Annotated in this window: 13 protein-coding genes and 1 tRNA gene; 9 read left to right on the plus strand and 5 right to left on the minus strand. The window is 62.3% G+C overall.

Going from position 1 to position 17,367, the window contains the following annotated elements:
* The first annotated feature begins 30 nt into the window (after positions 1-30).
* From EN804_RS14950 to EN804_RS14965, 4 genes are all read left to right on the plus strand, one after another.
* A complete protein-coding gene (locus tag EN804_RS14950; protein WP_015315371.1) occupies positions 31-303 on the plus strand; it encodes a DUF4164 domain-containing protein in 273 nt (90 codons plus the stop codon).
* Positions 304-314: 11 nt separating this feature from the next.
* Positions 315-680 carry a cell division protein ZapA gene (locus EN804_RS14955; RefSeq protein ID WP_135920050.1) on the plus strand — a complete coding sequence of 122 codons (366 nt, stop codon included), beginning with the start codon at positions 315-317 and terminating at the stop codon, positions 678-680.
* A gap of 214 nt (positions 681-894) precedes the next feature.
* Positions 895-1,554: a peroxiredoxin gene (locus tag EN804_RS14960; protein ID WP_015315373.1), complete on the plus strand. Its 660-nt coding sequence runs from the start codon at positions 895-897 to the stop codon at positions 1,552-1,554.
* Positions 1,555-1,694: 140 nt separating this feature from the next.
* Positions 1,695-2,567, plus strand: a complete 873-nt coding sequence (locus tag EN804_RS14965; protein WP_135920056.1) for an MBL fold metallo-hydrolase — start codon at positions 1,695-1,697, stop codon at positions 2,565-2,567.
* A 120-nt stretch (positions 2,568-2,687) separates the two neighbouring features.
* Here EN804_RS14965 and rpoH read toward each other — a convergent pair whose 3' ends face one another.
* Both rpoH and EN804_RS14975 read right to left on the minus strand, forming a co-directional pair.
* Positions 2,688-3,599 carry an RNA polymerase sigma factor RpoH gene (gene rpoH / locus EN804_RS14970; protein WP_015315375.1) on the minus strand — a complete coding sequence of 304 codons (912 nt, stop codon included), beginning with the start codon at positions 3,597-3,599 and terminating at the stop codon, positions 2,688-2,690.
* Positions 3,600-3,789: 190 nt separating this feature from the next.
* Positions 3,790-4,845 (minus strand): RluA family pseudouridine synthase, encoded by a 1,056-nt coding sequence (locus EN804_RS14975; protein WP_135920061.1) that lies wholly within the window; start codon positions 4,843-4,845, stop codon positions 3,790-3,792.
* A 26-nt stretch (positions 4,846-4,871) separates the two neighbouring features.
* On the opposite strand from EN804_RS14975, the gene EN804_RS14980 reads away from it, so the two are divergent.
* From EN804_RS14980 to EN804_RS14995, 4 genes are all read left to right on the plus strand, one after another.
* On the plus strand, positions 4,872-5,255 hold the full coding sequence (locus tag EN804_RS14980) for a fimbrial protein (protein WP_127277834.1): 384 nt from the start codon (positions 4,872-4,874) through the stop codon (positions 5,253-5,255).
* Between the two features lie 13 nt (positions 5,256-5,268).
* The gene (locus EN804_RS14985) at positions 5,269-5,676 is read left to right on the plus strand and encodes a VOC family protein (protein WP_135920064.1); all 408 of its coding nucleotides are present in this window, start codon (positions 5,269-5,271) and stop codon (positions 5,674-5,676) included.
* Positions 5,677-5,766: 90 nt separating this feature from the next.
* Positions 5,767-5,841, plus strand: a tRNA-Glu gene (locus EN804_RS14990).
* A 767-nt stretch (positions 5,842-6,608) separates the two neighbouring features.
* Entirely contained in the window at positions 6,609-6,977 is a 369-nt protein-coding gene (locus EN804_RS14995) for a cell envelope integrity protein TolA (RefSeq protein ID WP_127872169.1), read from the plus strand.
* Between the two features lie 44 nt (positions 6,978-7,021).
* Here the strand turns inward: EN804_RS14995 and EN804_RS15000 are convergent, their stop codons facing one another.
* The 3 genes from EN804_RS15000 to EN804_RS15010 all read right to left on the minus strand — a co-directional run bounded on the left by EN804_RS15000 (position 7,022) and on the right by EN804_RS15010 (position 11,262).
* Complete coding sequence (locus tag EN804_RS15000; protein ID WP_127872069.1) at positions 7,022-7,237, minus strand: hypothetical protein; 216 nt, start codon at positions 7,235-7,237, stop codon at positions 7,022-7,024.
* A 412-nt stretch (positions 7,238-7,649) separates the two neighbouring features.
* Entirely contained in the window at positions 7,650-8,498 is an 849-nt protein-coding gene (locus tag EN804_RS15005; protein WP_245464328.1) for a DUF6065 family protein, read from the minus strand.
* Between the two features lie 31 nt (positions 8,499-8,529).
* Positions 8,530-11,262, minus strand: coding sequence for an autotransporter outer membrane beta-barrel domain-containing protein (locus EN804_RS15010; RefSeq protein ID WP_135920066.1), 2,733 nt, complete (start codon positions 11,260-11,262; stop codon positions 8,530-8,532).
* Positions 11,263-12,394: 1,132 nt separating this feature from the next.
* Here EN804_RS15010 and EN804_RS15020 point away from each other — a divergent pair.
* Entirely contained in the window at positions 12,395-16,945 is a 4,551-nt protein-coding gene (locus EN804_RS15020) for a PAS domain-containing protein (RefSeq protein ID WP_135920070.1), read from the plus strand.
* The last annotated feature ends 422 nt before the right edge of the window (positions 16,946-17,367 follow it).

Raw genomic sequence — 17,367 nt, forward strand, 5'->3', positions numbered from 1 at the left:
CGGTGATGGGCAGGGCACAGGACGAAGGCCATGACCGGGGAAACCACGCTCAAGGAAGTAATCGCCAGGCTGAGCAAGGCCATCGAGGGGCTGGAAAATGCCGTCGCGGCCAAGCTCGAGCATGAACGAGACTATTCGGAAGCCGAGGCCGAAGTGCAGCGGATGAATGCCGATCGCTCCCGGCTGGCGCAGGAGCTCGACAATTCCGAAGCGCGCGCCGAACGGCTGGAAGACGCCAACAAGGAAGTCTCGCGACGGCTGGTGACCGCGATGGAAACCATCCGCGCCGTGTTGGACAGATAGGAGCTGGCCCGATGGCACAGGTCACGGTTTCAATCGACGGCAAGCAGTACCGCATGGCCTGCGACGAGGGCCAGGAAGAGCATCTGATCGATCTCGCCGAACGCTTCGACCGCTATGTCTCGCATCTGAAGGATTCCTTTGGCGAGATCGGCGACCAGCGGCTGACCGTCATGGCCGGCATCATGGTGATGGACGAGCTTTCCGAACTGCAGAAGCGCGTCAAGGGCATGGAAAGCGAAGTGCTGACCTTGCGCAAGACGCGCGACGAGGCGCTGACCAAGGCCGACAAGAGTGACAGCGTGCTGACCGGCGCGCTTGGCGCCCTGGCGCAGCGGATGGAAGATCTGGCGACGTCGCTGGCGATCACCAAGGCCTGAGGCGCGCCTCGCCGATCCCTGGCGTTTGTCTCATGCCCGATGTCGCGCCTTATTTTTCGCGCCCGATCCGCGGACACGGAAAAATTTTTGCCCGCCGGCTGAATAGCCGTCATCTCCAGCGTTTAATCAGTCACGCTGCGGTGCTACGATCGGGTGCCGGCACCGGCCGGCGAAAAGAATACCGGCTACATTTCACAAGGGGTAGGGATAGGTCATGAGTCTTCGTATCAACGACATTGCGCCGGACTTCACCGCAGAAACCACGCAGGGAGCCATCAAATTCCATGACTGGATCGGCGACGGCTGGGCGATCCTGTTCAGCCATCCGAAGAATTTCACGCCGGTCTGCACGACCGAGCTTGGTACGATGGCGGGTCTCGAGGGCGAGTTCAAGAAGCGCAACGTCAAGATCATCGGCATTTCGGTCGACCCGGTCGAAAGCCACGGCAAATGGCAGGACGACATCAAGACGGCCACCGGCCATTCGGTGCATTATCCGCTGATCGGCGACAAGGACCTCAAGGTCGCCAAGCTCTATGACATGCTGCCAGGCGGCGCCGGCGAGACCTCGGAAGGCCGCACGCCCGCCGACAACGCCACCGTGCGCTCGGTCTACGTCATTGGACCGGACAAGAAGATCAAGCTGGTGCTGACCTATCCGATGACGACAGGGCGCAACTTCGACGAGATCCTGCGCGCGGTCGATTCCATGCAGCTCACCGCCAAGCACCAGGTGGCGACACCGGCGAACTGGAAGCAGGGCGAGGACGTCATCATCACCGCCGCCGTTTCCAACGAGGATGCGATCAAGCGCTTCGGCGCCTACGAGACCATCCTGCCTTATCTCAGGAAGACCAAACAGCCTTCCGCCTGAAGCCAACGCGTCGCAACCGTTTTTGGTTTTTCCGCTTCTGCAAGCCAAGTCATGCTTGACTGGCCCGCGGGAGCGGACAACCATGCCGGGTTCCGGTGGAGAAAATCGTTCCTGCCGGCCGTGGGGTGAGGGAGCCGGACGTGGATGTAGCTTTGGCCAGGCCTTTGGTCAGCGGCTTCTATGACAAGCCGACCGGGGCCATTCAGTATGTCGTCACGGACCCGGCGACGAAGCGATGTGCCATCATCGATCCGATCCTGGATTTCGACGAGAGATCCGGCGCAACCGGTACGAGGAGCGCGGATGCCCTGCTCGGTTTCGTCGGGGAGAACGGGCTGGAGCTCGAATGGATCCTCGACACCCACCCGCACGCCGACCATATCTCGGCGGCGCATTACCTCAAACAGAAGACCGGAGCGCCGATGGCGATCGGCGACAGGATCGTCGACGTCCAGGCCCTGTGGAAGGTCATCTACAACTGGCCCGCTTTTCGCGCCGACGGCACGCAGTGGGACAGGTTGTTCGCCGAGGGCGAGACGTTCCGGATCGGAACCCTTCCGGTCAAGGTGCTGTTCTCGCCAGGACATACGCTGGCGTCGATCACCTATGTAGTGGGGGATGCGGCCTTCGTGCATGACACGATGTTCATGCCCGACAGCGGCACGGCGAGGGCGGATTTCCCCGGCGGCAGCGCCGCACGGCTCTGGCGCTCGATCCAGGACATCCTGGCGTTGCCCGACGAGACGCGTGTCTTCGTCGGCCATGACTATCAGCCCGGTGGCCGCGAGCCCTTGTGGGAAAGCACCGTGGCGATACAGAAATCCACCAACACCCATCTTGTCGCCGCGCGCACCGAGGCCGAGTTCGTGGCGCTACGCGAGGCGCGCGACCGCACATTGCCGATGCCGCGGCTGATCCTGCATGCGCTGCAGGTCAACATGAATGGCGGCCGGCTGCCGGAACCGGAAGCCAATGGCCGGCGGTACCTCAAATTTCCACTGGACGGGTTGTGAGGGTCGGTCCCTTCTCCCCGTAGAGTGACGGGGAGAAAGGGCTGTGTCGTCGGCTTCGCCAAACAAAAAAGCGGCGCCAGTTTCCTGACGCCGCCTTGATATTCCTGGCTGATCCCGGCTTTAAGCCGCCGGCTGGGCCTCGATGGTACGCAGCGCCTGCATCTGGCGCTTGGCGGCGGCCTTGACGGCATCCTGCACCTTCTCGAAGGCGCGCACCTCGATCTGGCGAACACGCTCGCGGCTGATATCGAACTCGGCCGACAGTTCTTCCAGGGTGAGCGGCTCCTCGGCGAGGCGACGGGCCTCGAAGATGCGCCGCTCGCGATCGTTGAGCACGGCCAGAGCGCCCGACAGCATGCCGCGCCGGTTTTCCAGCTCGTCCTGCTCGATCAGCATCTCTTCCTGGCTTTCGTGGTCGTCGACCAGCCAGTCCTGCCATTCGCCGGACTCGCCTTCCGTCGCCCGGATCGGCGCGTTGAGGGACGCGTCGCCGGACAGGCGGCGGTTCATCGACACCACTTCGGCCTCGGAAACGTTCAGCCGCGTGGCGATCTCGGCGATCTGGTCGGGCTTCAAGTCGCCGTCGTCCAGCGCCTGGATCTTGCCCTTCACCTTGCGGAGATTGAAGAACAGACGCTTCTGGTTGGCAGTCGTGCCCATCTTGACGAGGCTCCACGAGCGCAGGATGTACTCCTGGATCGAGGCCTTGATCCACCACATGGCGTAGGTGGCGAGACGGAAACCACGCTCGGGTTCGAATTTCTTGACGGCCTGCATCAGGCCGACATTGCCTTCCGAGATCACCTCGCCGATCGGCAGACCGTAGCCGCGATAGCCCATGGCGATCTTGGCGACGAGCCGCAAATGGCTGGTGACGAGCTTGTGCGCGGCCGTGGTGTCTTCATGCTCGGCGTAACGCTTCGCGAGCATGTACTCTTCCTGCGGCTGCAGCATGGGAAAGCGGCGGATTTCTTCCAGATAGCGGCTGAGGCCGCCTTCGCCGGAAACGATACTGGGTAATGACTGGGCCATGATAGCGCCCCCTCTCTATTGGAGTGATGCCCCCGAAACACGGCGGGCATGTGACGCGAGCACCAAAAGGCTCGCCCGCGACATCAGAACTTATACAGGAACAAAACCAGAAAAGACAGGCATTTGTTCAACACGAAACAGTGTGTCACGTTGAAGTGAACAATGCCACTCAGGTTTTTTGATGGCAGGTTCAGAGTTTGCGAAAGCTGCCGACGAGTTCCTCCATGTCCCCCGGTATCGGCGCCTCGAACCTCATCGTTAGATGGGTAGTGGGATGCCGAAATGCAAGGAGCCAGGCATGCAAAGCTTGCCGGGAAAATGCCTTGACCTGACTTTTCAGGGGCTCCGGCAGTCGGTTGGCCTTGGTACGGAACGCCAGGCCGTAATCGGGGTCGCCGATAACGGGGTGGCCGATATGGGCCATGTGAACGCGGATCTGGTGGGTGCGGCCGGTTTCCAACCGACATTCGACGAGGCTTGCGGTGGCGAATTCCCGCTGGTCCTCGCCGAAACGCTCCTGCACGGCAAAGCGGGTGACGGCGTGGCGCGCGTCGTCGCGGCCCTCCGGCACGACAGCGCGGCGCACCCGGTCGGCGGCGCGGCCAAGCGGCGCGTCGATCGTTCCAGTCGGCCTCTGCGGTATGCCCCAGACCAGCGCAAGGTAGGCTCGTTCGAGGTCGCCCGTCAGGCCGTGGTCGGCGAAGGCCTCCGACAGCGCCTTGTGGGCGCGGTCGGTCTTGGCGACCACCATGACGCCGCTTGTCTCCTTGTCGAGGCGATGGACGATGCCCGGCCGGCGTACCCCGCCGATGCCAGACAGGCTGTCGCCGCAATGGTGGATCAGCGCATTGACCAGCGTGCCGCTCCAGTTACCGGCGCCGGGGTGCACGACCAGCCCCGCAGGCTTGTTGATGACGATCAACTCGTCGTCTTCGTAGAGCACGTCGAGTGCGATGTTCTCGCCCTGTGGCTGCGCCGGCTCCGGTTCCGGCATGGCCACCGACACATTTTCGCCGGCGCTCATCTTGCGCTTGGTTTCGTCGACCGGCTTGCCGTCGATGACGACGGCGCCTTGCCTGATCAGCATCTGCACGCGACTGCGTGACATGTCCGGGCCGAGGGCCGCCGCCAGCCACTGGTCCAGGCGTTGGCCGGCCGCATCCGCGCCGGCGACCAGCAAGGTGGGCGCAGCCCCCATCAACAGGTCCTCTATCAATTCGGGGGCCTCTTCGCTATGAGCGCTCATCGAAAAACCATTCTGGAATATTTGCCATGGCCCGGCCCGATGCCGATGAAGAACAGGAAAAGCCGCTTGACCCCGAGGTCGACAAGCTGCGCGGCAAGCTCATCCGCTTCATGGCCATCAATCTCGGCCTGCTCTTTCTGGCTCTTATGGTGGTGATCGCGGCGATTGTCTACAAATCACGCAAGGCGCCGCCGGCCAACCCGGCGCTGTCCGGCGACGTCCAGACGCCGGCGGGCGAGCCGGCCAGCGCCGATATCGTCCTGCCGGTGGGCGCCAAGGTGGTCAGTCAGTCGCTGTCGGGCGATCGTCTTTCGATCGATGCAGAACTCGCGGACGGGAGCCGTGCGATCTTCGTCTATGATATAGCAGAGCGCCGCCTGATCGGCCGTTTTGCAATCCGCAACAAATAGGCAGGCAAAGACGGTGGCCGGATACTCCGAACATCGCCGTGTCGCGACCGTGGCGCTGGTTGTCGCAGACTATGACGAAGCGATCGCCTGGTATGTCGGCCGGCTGGGCTTTCTGCTGGTCGAGGACGTCGATCTCGGCGGCGGCAAACGCTGGGTGATCGTCGCGCCGGCAAACGGGCAGGGCGCCAGGCTGCTGCTTGCCGAGGCATCCGACGAGGCGCAGAGGAAAAGCATCGGCAACCAGACCGGCGGCCGGGTTTTTCTCTTCCTCGAAACCGTCGATTTTGCCGGCGATCATGCCGCGATGTTGGAGAAGGGCATCGAATTCCGCGAAGCGCCCCGTTTTGAGCCCTATGGAACGGTGGCGGTTTTCGCCGATCTCCACGGCAATCTGTGGGATCTGATCCAGCCGAAACGCTAGCTTGCGGGCTGTTTTTCGTCCGCTGCCGCAAAGCCGCCGAACCCCAGTTGCTTTTTGCCAGCCGCCAGCCTATATCGCCCCTTCTTGAGCGCGCCCATCGTCTAGCGGTCAGGACACCGCCCTCTCACGGCGGGAACAGGGGTTCGATTCCCCTTGGGCGTACCAAGCAACGGCGCTGTCGTTGGTCTCCAGACAATCCAACAACACCGGCCAGTACCGGCATGGGCTCTGCATGCCTCGAAAGAGCGCGCAAATGCCGCGAGAGCCGGGGACGTCGTGTGCCCGGATCCACCCAATTTAAGTCAGGCCGCGGCGCTTGAAAGCGCTGCGATCTCTGATACTTGCGGGGCGGGGTAGCTTTCGCGGCAACGCGGATTTCGGGTCGGGTAGAGTTTGGAATGACTTCCGTGACGATGATATGCACGCACTGCCATGGCGGCGGCAAGGTTTTCGATTGCTCCAGATGGCGTGCGTCAAAAGGGCATTGCTGCCCGCAAGGGACGCATCAAAGTGGTTGTCCCGGAAAGACCATGGTGTGCGCGCAGTGCGCGGGTCTCGGGACGGTGCCAGAAGCCGAATTCAGGGCGGTCGCATAGGCCGTCCTGCCGCAAGAGGATGGCTTCGCGGCTCAGCGATTCCCGACTGGGCGCGTGGGACGACAGGCGCGTTAAGGTTTGGTTTACCAATAGCCTGTCTATTGGAGTCAATTCGCTTTCGGCCCGCGACCACGGATGTACTGGCGCGACTGCCGAGGTGAAAAGGAAAGGTCGGCTCAGTGCCGGCCTTTTTGTTTTCGGCTATTGGCTCACATTGGCCATGCTCTGTCCGAACAACTTTTTGGCAAGGGATATTGCCATTGCCGGTGTTGGCTCTACCATCGATCCCGGCGGTCCCGTGCGGATTGCCGGCTGGTCGTGACGATGAGGCTTGCGATGAAGGGTGTTGCCGAACTGGTCATTGCGGGTGTGATGTCGGCAGGGATCGTCTGTCCGTCGAATGCCGCAACACTCAACAACATGGACGATGTCGGAGCCGCGATCCAGTCATGCTGGACGCCGCCCGCCGATGCCGGGAATTCGACTGTAACCCTGAGCTTCAGTTTCAAGCGCGACGGCACTCTGATCGGTCCGCCGCGGCCAACCGCGGCCAAGGTGGCCGGGGACGAGAAGGCGCGCAAGTCGTTCATTGATGCGGCCGTCGCCGCGGTCAAGAATTGCACGCCGCTGAATTTTTCACCTGATCTGGCGCAAGGCATTGGCGGCAACGTCTTCACGTTGCAATTCGTTTCACCCAAGAAATAGCTCTCAAGACAATTGCTGCCGAGCCTTTTTCCCCAGCCGGCAGATCAATGGCTCAGGCGCCGCAGTTCGGCATGCCGTGCCAGGTCCGGTGTCTCGAAGACATAGTCGCTCCAGGCCGATTCCGGAATCTGCCCTGCGAGATAGCACTCCAGCAACAGGTTTTGCTCGGCATTAAGCGGCCGTGGGGCACGCTCGTGATCCAGCCCGAGAGAGTGAAAAAGGTTTCTTGTCAGTTCCGATACCGTGAAGTGGATCGACATCTGCGTTCTCCTTCGCCCTTCAACGCAGCAGCACGGGCAAAGGTTTCAAGGCCAGCCACCGGTAACGCCTGATTGATCGCATCGGCTAGAGGGATCGCTCAATGCCCCCGGTTGGAGGCCGAGAAGTCCAGCTTGCTGGTCTTGATGTTGCTGGGGATCACTTCCCCGGCGTCCTGATCCGTGAGTGTGCGGGCCGTCAGCCCGACGACGCGGTCAGCCTTTAGGCGGATATCGATCCGGACGACAGGTCCGATTTCAAATCACCGGTTACCGCAACGTGCTTTCATTCCAGATGACATGCCCGTCGTCGTCCCAAAGCTGGTGGGCGCGCGGGAACAGGGTTCGATTTACTTTGGGTGGACCAACTGCTCGGTCGTTGCTCCGCAAATCATCGAACCGTCGACGCACGCGATCATTTCGTTGCGAATGGTCGCAAGCGCAGTCTGCTTTGGTGCCCCTCCGGACAGGGGGCCCCCGATGGGTATACACCGCGGAAATATGATTTCTGCCATTTGTCCTGGGCAGGTCTTGATGCCGGATCGGCCAGCGCGGCGTTGAAGTTGTCCCGGCTTTCCGACCAATGCTTGAACTCGCCTTGGAGCTCCGGATTTTCAGCAAGGTTGCGTAGCTCCGGCGTCACGCTGTCGAGACCGCCACGCGCGAGCGGGAACAAATGGCAAAAAGGTTCGCCGGTTTCAAAATGTACCCTCTGGTTCGGGCGCGTGAACTTCCAGTTCATGGTGAAAGTGTAGGGTGACCAATCAGTCTCGATGATCCCCGACAGTGCCGCGATGCCGTCTTTCGGACGATTGAGGGGGCCGGTCACGAACAGATTGGTTCCAGGGTCCGTCCGGAAAAGACAAGGGACGTGGAATGTGAGCGTTCCGTTGCCAAAATGGGTGACCGCTGGTGGAACAGTTCCAGGTTTTGGCTTTATTCGGATAGCGTCGACGCTGCCGCGGCCGTCCCAGATGGCCGAAAAGGCAGTCGCGCACAAAATTTCCCAGCCATGAGCATTGGCTATGTTCAGCGGCAGGCATCGGTAGGCAAACCGCTCGTCGGTATTGTCCATCCAGTCCCGTTCGGGCGGTGCAGGCCGGATGCGCAACTCATGTCCCTCGGCGACGTAGGCGATAAGCTGATTCATGAGATGGAGGCTCTGTTGTTGCCTGAACGAGTTTCGCTCTTGACCGCCCTCGATGGCAACAGGATTCGCCATCGCCTGGGACGCACCAGCCTGGTGCAAGGTCGCGCTCGCCACGAGGCGCGGCCCAGGTACTCACATCGGCACGTTACCATCTCACCTTCAGTCCGATCTGGCCGCCGAACGTCTGCTGATGGGTGCTGTCGATATCGAACGAATAGCTGACGTCGCCGAATGCTGAAACGTTATTACTGACGTCGAAGGCCGCGCCGCCATTCAGCTCGAGCCAGGTTCCGCTGGTGTCAAGCACAAGCGGGGTGGTGTTGAAGGTAACGACCGACTCCGCCGAAAAGCCGTGCCAAAGGTTGATGCCGGCATGTGCCAGCACCTTTCCCATGCTGTGTTCCAAGCGTGCCCCGATTCGCCCGGTCATTGCGTCGAACGGGTCGTGGCCGATGGCGGAGAATGGATCCCGGCTGTCATCGAAGTGGATGCGCTGCCATATCAGCTGCGCTTGCGGCTCAATCGCCCAGTCTTGGGCAAACATGTAGGGCAGGCCCGTCTCGGCCGAGGCGGCGAAGCTGTTGCCCTGAACATCGCTGCCGATTCCGCGATTCGATTCGGAGGTGCCGTCAAGCCAGGCGTACTTGGCCACGACATCGACATACCAGCCGCTAGGTGCTGTGTGGGTCCAGTAACCGGCGATGCTGTTTTCGGTCAGATCGAGACTTCCGGCGGGCAACTCCAGGCCGCCCAGCACGTTGCCGCTGATGTCGCCGGACGCTTCGGCATGCGTGTAGAACAACCCGAAACGGTCGACATGGCCGTTGTCGTGTTCGACGCCTGCGATATCGCTACCAATCTGCAGGCCCCAATAATTGCCGTTGAATTCCGGTCCAATTTTGAAGTCGGCGACGCTGAGCGTTGCGTCGGCGCCAAGATCGCTTTGAGCACCGAACACGCGGCCCCAAACGGCGGGCGGCGGGCTGCCATCCGCCGGCATGTCCGAGCCCTGCGAGTCGGGGGCTGAATATATCAAGGCGCCATCACCGATCAGAAGCGACTGGTCGCCGCGTCTTTGATGGAAAGTGCCGAGCGTCATCAGCCCCATTCGCTGTGCAACGAGCGGCGCGATCACATGCCCCGGAACCTCCGGACGAACGTTCGGGATCGGTGGCGGCGGCGGCGGCGGTGGCGGTGGCGGCGGCGGCGGCGGCGGTGGCGGCGGCGGCGGCGGCGGCGGTGGCGGCGGCGGTGGTGGCGGCGGCGGTGGTGGTGGCGGTGGCGGTGGCGGCGGCGGTGGTGGCGGCGGCGGTGGTGGTGGCGGCGGTGGCGACACTGTGTTGCGCAGGAACCAGTCGTTATCCGTGGCCGCTGATGGCGTCACGCCGCCGCGAAACAGATTGTATTCGAATACACCGGCGGCGACGGGGCCGCCGAGCGCAAACGCGCCGGCAGTGGTGGTGGCGCCGTTGGTCGCATCGACCACCTGGATGCCGTTGCCGGTCGTCAGGGCGCCAGGCCCGTCAACATTCGTCACAAGAATGCTGGTCGAGCCACTCCCCGCGCCATTCTCGATAACAAGCCGATCGGAGGGAGAATTGTCGGTGCCAAGGAAGGTGTTGAGCAAAAGACGACCATCCTGGCCGACGTAGTTGCCGTGGATCGTGAACGTGTCATGCAGGAAGGTTCCGGTGCCGGGCGCCGGCGAATCATTCGTTAGGTCGATGGCCCCGGCATTGTTCACCGTGACCAGCTGCGACGAATCGAACGGCACGACCCCATAACCGAACGAATTGCCCGCCAGGACCGAACTGGTGGAATCGATAGAGAGCGTCCCAGTTCCTGTTTGCGTGTCGCCGAGCGTCAGAACGCCCGTCGTAAAGATGAACCTCAGCTGCGACCGGTTGGTGAGCCTGAAGTCTTCCCAGTTGACAATATTCGTGGGTTGGTCGCCCTGCTGAGCACCCTGGTCGTTGGTGGTATGGTCCCAGGTAAGCGTGTCGGTCCCCAAGCCGCCGTCGATGATCTTGCCGGCGGTCAGGTTGTTTTGCGTGAGACGGACAAAAAGGGCAGTGTCATCGCCATCGCCCATCTGCACGGTCGCTGCGACATTGCCGACGATCCACCTGAAGTTGTCGTTACCCGAGCCCATGTCGACGGAAGTCTGAACATCTCCCGCGGCCAGATCCAGTACATCATCTCCGGCGCCGAGGCTGATCGAGCCGGCGAAGAACCCGAGGTTGATCACGGCATCGTTGGAATTGCCCGTGCTGGTGACGCCGTTCTGAACCTGACCGTCGGCAAAGTTGATGATGTTGTTGACACCCGACCCCGCAAGAAAGACGCCCCCGTCGATCAGGCCATGGTTGTTTAGCTGGAAGGTGCCGTTGTCGGTCGCGCGAACGGCATTGTCCAGCACGCCTGCGTTGTTCAAGGTGAAACTGGTGTTGCCTATAGCGATCACATCGGCGTTGGCCGTGCCTAGATTGTTGAACGTGCTTGTGCCCGGTCCCTCAATCGTGACGGGAGCGTTGAAAACCGCCGTGGAATCGGCATTGACCGTGACCGACAACCCCGCGGACGTGAAGCCGCTATTGATTTGCCCCCTGCATTCAATAATCAGGGTACCGGGAGGCGCTTCCACGCAGGCGGCAAAAGCCCGCAGATCGCTCAGGCAAAGAAGCGAGGCGGACGCAACAGACTGAAGAAGCATGTTGCGAACCGTCAGAGGGTTTCGGCAACCTCGCTTGGCTGCGCGCTGATCGGGAAATCGGGCCGAGGTCCTCTCGGATCCGTTGGCCGCGTTCATGCGCTCGGCGGGATGAGTTCGAACGGCTTTCAAATAGGCAATTCTGGACGTGCGAAACCGCCCAGCCATAGGTCAATCCATAACAGCCGCGCACCCCGGTACAGACGTTGGTTTGCATCGTCAGGATTGTCAATCTCATGAAATTGTCGAGAATGATTACTGGAATTGACGTGTCATATGTGCAACATTGGCCTCTGGTCGTATATGATCTCAGATCAAGCAAAGATTACGACGAAGCACTGCCGCCCGAGAGACCACGTTAATCTTCCTCGCATTGTATCGCGCCGGAACTGCCTGGTGGCCAGACATCAAGCTTTGCCGACGGGGTTCGCAATGCTCCTGAGTCCATGATTTAGCTCAGGCCGCGAGACTTAAAGCGCAACAATCGCTGTTAGTTGCGGTGCGGGGTGGCTCTCCGGCGACGCGGATTTTGGTCGGGCAGAATTGGGATGGCCTCAAGCGGGACGCGATGTGGCCGCTTTCGCGTTGCGATCGCGCCCGCCATCATTTGAAAGGATCCTACAAATCCAGAAGCCGTGGGCGGTTCCCCTGATTGACCGGGTGCACCGCTTCCGGCGTGGCGTGGCCTATTGGCAGGACGATTTGCGCCAGATCTTGTTTTTATGCATGTCGTCTTCCCAAACGAGGTCACTTTTGGGCGACATGCACTAGTCGCAGACCATGCGAACCCTTTGGCCGGGTGCGCTCACGTTCCTGCATGCCAATTGTTTTTCGGAGTCCGATGACTGCGGAGGCGGCGGTGATACCTTGGTCTGATACCGCCTGTGCACGGCAGGCTTGACTCTGCGGTCGGAAACCCGCCCGGGTTGCTGGGGCGGTCCCGGAAAGGCGCCAGTGCCGACCTGAGGCTGGTAGTCGATATTGGGCGGCGGCCGGTCCCAGATCCGCCTGGCGTCGAGCGGTCGTGGGATAATGACCGTGCCGTCATAGCTGCGCGAGCAGCCGCCACCGAAAAGCAGCGCCACGCCCAGCAAGAAAGGCCCTATCCGTCCATACATTAGCAACACCCCTGCGCATGCTTATAGCGCGGCCTTGCTCCGCGCCACAACCGGACGGAATAGCGCAGCAGGAACAGGCCGGTTGCGCCGTTAAGGTTAGCGGATCGTTAATGCTTCTGCGGCACATTCCGCCGACGAACCGCGGAGGGAGGGTTCGGCCTTGATTTTCGGGTGGGGACAGCATGGCGGAAATGGACGAAGCAATCGGCGCGCGCGGCAAGGGCGAGCCCCGCAAGGCCGCCGCGCATGGCGGCGACGGATCGTCCGGCGTCGACATGGATGGCGCCGACGCGCTGCGCCAACTCGTAGAAGCGGGCTCGGACTGGATTTGGGAAACCGATGCGGAACTGCGCTTTTGCTGGCTTTCACAAGGCTACCAGGCGGCGACGGGTATCGATCCGGCTGACGTGCTTGGCCGGTTCCGCTTCGATTTTCTCAATCAGGTCCTGAAGGGCAACCGCAGCGCGGCAGGCCATCTGGAGGATTTGCAGGCGCACCGGCCGTTCCGCGACTTCGTCTACGAACTGAAGGGCGGCCGCCCCGACTGCCGCTGGGTGCTGACTTCAGGCTTCCCGCGTTTCGACGGCGACGGAAAGTTTGCCGGCTATCGCGGCATGGGCCGCAACGTCACCGCGCTGGCCAGCGCCTTCGAGGGCATGGAACCGCCGGTTGGCAGCGAGCCAGTCCGGCATCTTGCCGATCTCGAGCGGACGATGGACGCCATGCATATGGGCGTCGTGCTTCTGGACGCCAGGCTCGACACACTGATCGTCAACAAAGCCTATCGCGATCTCTCCAGGATTCCGGATGGGGCCGTGACCGTCGGCGCGCCGTTCAGCCTGTTGATGGAACTCAACCGCCGCAACGGCATCTATGGCGACATCGACGAGAAGCAATGGCAGCGCTACCTCGCCACCCGCGTCGAGGAGATCAGGGCCGGTACCGTCGCGCCTCGGGAGTTTGCCCACGCCGACGGGCGGACCATGATGTTCTCCGTCACGGCTCTGTCGGGAGGCAAACGCCTGTTGACCTACTATGAGGTCACCGAGGTCAAGCGGCGTGACGCCGAGATCGAGAATGCCAACGCCAAGATCGCCGAGACTTTCGCCAATCTGCGCACCATGGTCGATCAGATGCCGATCGGTGTTCTCGTCCTCGACGCCGACATGCGTGCCGAGGTCATCAACCGCGCCTTTTACGATTTCTGGCAGATCGACGCCCGGCGCGCCGAGACCGGCTGCAGCTTCCGCGAGCTGATGGACGCGAGCCGCGACATCGACCCGTATGGTTCGGACGACGCGACATGGCAGCGGCATGTGGCCGAGCGCGAGGCTGAAATCAGGGCCGGCATAGCCGGATCGCGGCAGTTCCCGCGCAATGACGGCCGGACGCTGATCTCGTCGATGGCGCCGCTGGCCGGCGGCAAGCGGTTCATTTCCTATGTCGATGTCACCGACATGAAGGATCGCGAGGCCGAACTCGCCGAAGCGCTGGAAAAGGCGCGGCTGGCGGAAGCGGTGATCAACGGCGTCAAGGATCCGATCTTCGTCAAGGACGACAATCTGCGCTTCGTCTTCGTCAACGAGGCCTTCGCGGCGCTGTTCAAGCAGGCGCCGCAAGCCATGCTTGGCAGGCCGGGAAGCGATTTCCTCGGGCCGGACCAGGTCGCGCTGTTCGAAAGCAGCGAACGCGAGGTGCTGGCCAGCGGACAGCAATACGAAGTGGAAGAAAGCTTCGAGGCCGGCGGCGCCAGCCGTTCGCGCATCGTCAGGAAGAATCGCGTCCGCGTGGCCAGCGGCCGCGACTATGTCGCCGGCTTTCTCTTCGACATCTCCGACATGAAGCGGCGCGAGACCGAAGCCGAAGATGCGCGCAAGCATCTCGCCAACGTGCTGGAATCGCTGCCGGCCGGCGTTATCATCTACGACCGGGACGACAAGTTCGTCTTCGCCAACCGCAGGCTGCAGGATACGCTGCCGGCGCTGAAACCCTTCTGGCAGCCCGGCTGCACCTTCCGCGAAGCGCTGGAGTTCGGCCATTCGGTCGGCTATTTCCGTTCGAGCGGCGATCTCGGGATCGACAGCCTGTACGAAGTCGATTCCGAACGCTGGCTCGACGGCATCCTGGCGCGGTACCGTCTGCCCAATTCCTCCTATGAGCGCCTCAATGCGGATGGGCGCTGGTACCAGGTCTATGACATGCGCACCGGCGACGGCACGTTCATCGGCGTGCGCGTCGACATCACCGACCTGAAGAGCCGCGAGGCCGCGCTTCGTGACTCGATGCGCCAGATCGATCTCTTCCGCCACGTCATGGACGAGTTGCCGGTGGCCGCCTTCATCAAGGCGCAGGACCTTAGCATCGAATTCGTCAACAAGGCCTGGTGTGCGCTCACCGGTTTCACCAAGGACGATGTCATCGGCCGGACCGATCGCCAGCTGTTCCGCGGCGAGGAAGCAGAGGGCTTCAGCCAGGACGACACCGATGTCGTGACGAACGGCAATGTGCGCGAGGTCGAGGAGCCCGTTACCCATCGTGACGGTACGGTGCGACAGTTGATGACGCGCAAGAGCCGCCTGGTGGCCACCGACGGATCGGTGCATCTGGTGGGCTCCAGCACCGATATCACCGACGTCAAGGCACGCGAGCAAGCCCTGGAAGAGAGCATGCGCGAGAACGAGGTGTTCCGCAGCCTGATCGACAATGTACCGGTGTCGATCTACGCCAAGCGCTCCGATCTCAGGCAATTCTATGTCAACAAGGGCTGGTGCGACCTCACCGGCTTCAGCAAGCAGGAGGCGATCGGCAAGACCGACGTCGAGATCTTCGGGCCGGATGGCGAGGCCTTCGTGGCCAGCGATCTCGCCGTGCTGCGTACCGGAGAGACCCAGGAGATCGAGGAGACGGTGCGCCTTCCCGACGGCAGCGTCAGGCATCAGTTCGCCCGCAAGGGCGCAATGATCGCCTCCGACGGTTCGCTCTACCTGATCGGGTCCACCACCGACATTACGGAACTCAAGCAACGCGAGGCGGAGCTCAGCGAGGCACGCCAGCGCGCCGTGCTCGCCGACCGCGCCAAGTCGGAATTCCTCGCCAATATGAGCCACGAAATCCGCACGCCGATGAATGGCGTGCTGGGCATGGCTGAACTCCTGGCCAAATCCAATCTCGATCCGAAGCAGAAGACCTTCACCGACATCATCGTCAAATCGGGCAACGCGCTCCTGACCATCATCAACGACATCCTTGATTTCTCCAAGATCGATGCCGGTCAGCTGGTGCTCGATCCGGCGCCCTTCAATCTCGCCGAGGCGATCGAGGACGTGGCGACGCTGGTGTCGACGCGGGCCAAGGAAAAGGACCTCGAGCTCATCGTGCGTGTCGAGCCGCGGCTCGAAAGCCTGTTCATCGGCGATGTCGGCCGCATCCGGCAAATCGTCACCAACCTGCTCGGCAACGCGGTGAAGTTCACCGATGAAGGCCACGTGCTGGTCGACGTGACCGGCGAACGGGTTCCGACCGGAACCAGGCTGACGATCTCGGTCACCGACACCGGCATCGGCATCCCCGAGGAAAAACTGAAACTGGTGTTCGAGAAATTCAGCCAGGTCGACACGTCGTCGACGAGGCGTCACGAAGGCACCGGCCTTGGCCTTGCCATCACCTCGCGGCTGGTCGACCTGATGGGCGGCGATATCGGGGTCGAGAGCGCCGAAGGCAAGGGATCGACCTTCTGGTTCACGGTGACGCTGCCCGGGGCCGGGCAGCAGAACCGGCAGCGCATCACGCCGGTGGACGTGACGGGCGCACGCGTGCTGATCGTCGACGACAATGCCGTCAACCGCGCCATCCTGACCGAGCAGATGACCTCCTGGACGTTCGATTCCTGCGCTGCCGAAAGCGGCGCCGAAGGCCTCAAGGTGCTGATCGCCGCGGCAGCTTATGGCGTGGCGGTCGACTGCGTGGTGCTCGACTACCAGATGCCCGAGATGACCGGCGCCGAAATGGCGCGCATCGTGCGCAATACCGAGGGCCTCGCGGACACGCCGATCATCATGCTGACCTCGGTCGACCAGTCGCTTGCCAACACCAGCTACCGCGATCTTGGCATCGACGCGCAATTGATCAAGCCGGCACGCTCCTCGGCGCTCCTGGAGACGCTGGTCGCGACCATCCAGCGCCATCGCCACACCACCAGCGGCCACGCCGTTCAGCCGCCAGCGGGCGAGGTGCTCGAGGTTGCCCTGCGGTCGTCTCTGGCGGTAGCCGAGCAGCGCGCGCAGCTGCAGCCGCCACCGGTTCGTCCCAGGCCGCCTGCCACGGTCGGCGGGCACAGGCTGGATATCCTCGTGGCCGAGGACAATGAGGTGAACCAGATGGTCTTCACCCAGATCCTCGGCGAGACCGGATATGGTTTCGAGATCGTCGGCAATGGCCGCAAGGCGCTCGACGCTTTCGGCACGCTCAACCCGTGCATGATCCTGATGGATGTCTCGATGCCGGAGATGAGCGGTCTCGAAGCGACGGCCGCGATCCGCCTGCTGGAGCAGGAAACCGGCACGCATGTGCCGATCGTCGGCGTCACCGCGCATGCGCTCAAGGGCGACCGCGAACGCTGCCTGGAGGCGGGCATGGACGACTATCTGCCCAAGCCGATCAGCCCCAGGGCCCTGCTCGAGAAGGTCGAGCGCTGGGTTGGCGCCGGCCGTCAGGTCCACCGCAACGCGGGATAGCACCCCCGTCGCCCGGATTTCAGGATCCGGCGAGGCAAATCAAGGGAATCAGCAGGGGATTTGCCGCTACCCCTGCGTGCAGTGACTATGGTGCGATCGCGCCATATCAAAGGCTGCCTCCAGCCGGAACAATAGCAAAATCGAATTCCGCTCTTCTCGGTTACGGGCGGGAGCAGCGACCGCCTGCAAGAAACAGCGTCACCTACCCCAACGGACCTGTTTTTGGCGATGGCCCGGCCATGACACGCTCTGGCTGCGAGCAACGCGCTCCCGTCCGGATTTTATTCACGTGGGAAAGCTCGGTCGAATCCTGGGTGATTCCAGCCGCCGGACGGCTCAAGCCCCTGATTCCGGCGGTAAACCTGGACCGGGCCGCGAGCGCCGGGCATCAGCGCCTTTCCCGGTGCGGGCGACGCGTTACC

It is taken from the genome of Mesorhizobium sp. M8A.F.Ca.ET.161.01.1.1, assembly GCF_004792105.1.
Taxonomy (GTDB): Bacteria; Pseudomonadota; Alphaproteobacteria; order Rhizobiales; family Rhizobiaceae; genus Mesorhizobium.